This is a genomic window from Maribacter sp. (assembly GCF_049667165.1).
In the GTDB taxonomy this organism is placed as follows: Bacteria; Bacteroidota; Bacteroidia; order Flavobacteriales; family Flavobacteriaceae; genus Maribacter_A.
Genome location: NZ_JBATHS010000205.1, coordinates 1 through 1,778, shown reverse-complemented (window position 1 = coordinate 1,778; position 1,778 = coordinate 1). Strand labels below are relative to the sequence as shown.

Annotated in this window: 1 protein-coding gene and 1 pseudogene; both read right to left on the bottom strand. The window is 39.1% G+C overall.

What is annotated here, in order from left to right; all coding sequences use genetic code 11:
- Positions 1–82 precede the first annotated feature (82 nt).
- Entirely contained in the window at positions 83–1,015 is a 933-nt protein-coding gene (locus tag WBM98_RS10255; RefSeq protein ID WP_424365929.1) for a hypothetical protein, read from the bottom strand.
- Positions 1,016–1,277: 262 nt separating this feature from the next.
- Positions 1,278–1,778, bottom strand: a pseudogene (locus tag WBM98_RS10250) (hypothetical protein); the annotation flags it as partial.

Below are 1,778 nucleotides of genomic sequence, written 5' to 3'. Positions count from 1 at the left end.
CAGGTGGCCTGTAAGAAATAGGTCAGCTTTTGCAGCATGTCTTTTCCCGAAAAATAGCTGCGGAATAGTGGTTGGCAATTTACTACCTGATTTTCAATGCCGTCCTATAAATTTTACTCAAGCCATTATCGCCTTGATGGACATACTCTTTAAAATCGGAAATCGTGTTGAATTTTCTCGGTTTCAAATTGTTTCTCTTACTGGTAAAGTATAGCATCTGCGTATTCTCATCATAAAAAGGGCAGTACTCCATGTATTTTGTGTTGATCGGTAGCCCTAAGTTTGTTGCCTTGGTCCATTTTCCATCGTCATCCTTTTTAGAAACATACAAATCACCACTACCAAAACCATCTTCTTCGTTGTATTTGGTGAATAGGATAAAATCTTCCTTTTTTGAGATAAAGGCATTGAATTCGTACCCCTCACTATTTATCGTCCCATCCAATAAAACAGGGGCTGTATAGTTGCCATCCTCCCATCGACTATAATAGATATCGTCTTCGCCAAAACCTATGGGAGAAACCATTGTAAAATATAAGTTGTTGTTTTCACTTAGTGATGGATAAAATTCATCGAGGTCCGAATTAATAGGGTTGCCCATATTTATGGGGATTGACCAGGCGTCATTTTTACTGTTTCGGGCTACATACCAAATATCGAAGTCTTTTTTAGGGCCTTCAGGATTACCCAAAGGCCTATCGGAAACAAAGTACAATCGGTTACCATCAACCGATAAAAAAGGTTCCAAATACCTATATGAATCACAAAAGGAAACCAATTCAGGCGCGGACCACGCATTGTTTTCCTTTTTAATGACCGCTATCTGCGAGATTTCCTGCCCAGGACTCTGAACCGTGAAGTAGGCTTCATCTTGATCTTGAGAAATACAGAAATCCCGTACATTAAGAAATTGATTCAACGTTTTGTCAACCTGCTGAATACCATCTTCCGTTTGGGACGATACTATATTCGTAATACATACTATGGTCGAGAGTAATGTAATCTTTAGTTTCATATTTTTAGAATTTAAAAGTATAGGAGCCCACTGCTATACTAATCCTGATATCGATGAATGCATCGTGTGGGTAGGGGTGTCGGCTTAGTTCCATGGGAATATACTAAAATCGACTGAACAAACCATGGGGGTCTGTTCTGGGATGAATGCGTTCAATTTTGGATGGGAGGTTCCAATACGCTTGGCCCCCGTGGTCTTAATCGATTATTTTAAATGCAATCCTTTCGGTTGATTTGACCAATCATAACCTTTTATGTCTTCGTTATTCCTGATGATTATTCAATGAAATATATTCTGTCACATTTTGAAAAGTATCAACCCAATAGTCTGCTTCATTATCCTTAAGAAAGGTCAACAATTCCGTCAATGCCTCAATGGACACATTCAAATACCCCCCACCGACACTGTGAAACATAAACGTAGCTACTGTGCCATTTTTCCTTGCTTCTTTCACATAGGTGATTAGCGCTTTCCCATCTTCGCCATCCACATCCCAGCTGGGCATAAAATAGACATCCACTTCAGCCATGCTTTTCGGTATAGGCCCATCACTTCTAGCTGCGGTGAATAATTCCTGTACTACAAATATATATGAAGTGTCTTCTTCAACTTTATAATTGGAACACGTATACGCATAGGTTCTTTTCGTATTCCCATCTACCGCCTTTAATAGGGTGTTGGCAGTATACAATTCCGATTTTATCCTATCTAAGGTATAATTGTGTAAATCATATTCAGGTTTTACCCAATCATGTAATTCACC

Bases quoted from the DNA above. Each gene is read 5' to 3' on its own strand.
- WBM98_RS10255 (WP_424365929.1), bottom strand. From the start codon at position 1,015: ATGAAACTAAAGATTACATTACTCTCGACCATAGTATGTATTACGAAT.